The organism is Oleiphilus sp. HI0086 (genome assembly GCF_001635225.1).
This window is the reverse complement of sequence record NZ_LWFZ01000119.1, coordinates 1-911: the sequence shown is the minus strand read 5'-3', so window position 1 is coordinate 911 and position 911 is coordinate 1. Positions and strand designations below refer to the sequence as shown.

Sequence of the window (911 nt, the reverse complement as noted above, 5' to 3'; positions counted from 1 at the left end):
TCTGGCTGATAAGCCGACTTGATACCAGAGAATACTTGCTTTTGCTCTGTTCCCAAATCCAAAGTAAGTTTCAGTAGCTTTTTAGCCCCTTCAACATGCTCTGCGTTCTTAATCAATGCAACGCGTAAATCCACTTTGGCAAAATCATCAAACTCAATTTCTGGCGCAATTGCCTCACCACCAGGCAAATCACTTTCTTCAACTGGCTTCTCTTCTTTCTTTCCTAGCTGCATTTCTGCCGCCGCAGCTTCTTTAGAAGCTTCAACCATCTTATTGACCTTATCCATTTCGACACGCGTCATCATCGGCTTAAACTTGTTGATTTGATGATCTAACAATAGCTCGGTACGCGCATCCCAGTTCAATTCAATGTTTAAGAAGCCTTGCGCCTTTTCAGTCATACCCGGTAGCACTGGCGCTAAATAGGTCATCAGCTGGCGGAACATATTGATACCATTGGAGCAAATTTGCTGTAGCTCAGCTTCTTTGCCTTCTTCCTTGGCAATCACCCAAGGTGCCTTTTCATCGATATACTGATTTGCCAGGTCAGCAAGCTCCATAATCTTACGAATCGCCTTACCAAACTCTCGACCTTCGTAGAAAGCTGCAATCTCGTCACCTGCATAGATAAACTTCTGAAGCAGCTCGGTTTCTTCACAACTCGCTGCTAACTTGCCATCAAAACGCTTAGTAATAAAACCGGCACAACGGCTGGCAATATTCACAACCTTACCGACCAAGTCAGAATTAACACGTTGCGCAAAATCTTCCAGATTCAAGTCCAGATCATCGACCGCATTAGTCAATTTGGCCGCAAAGTAATAACGCAGGTATTCAGGGTTTAGGTGCTCTAAATAAGTACGCGCTTTAATAAATGTGCCTCGTGACTTGGACATCTTCTTACCATTTAC

At 43.9% G+C, this 911-nt stretch carries 1 protein-coding gene; it reads right to left on the bottom strand.

Annotated elements, in window-relative coordinates; translation table 11 throughout:
* Positions 1-911, bottom strand: a 911-nt coding sequence (locus tag A3756_RS01665) for a class I tRNA ligase family protein (RefSeq protein ID WP_156490182.1), incomplete at both ends; no start/stop codon positions are given.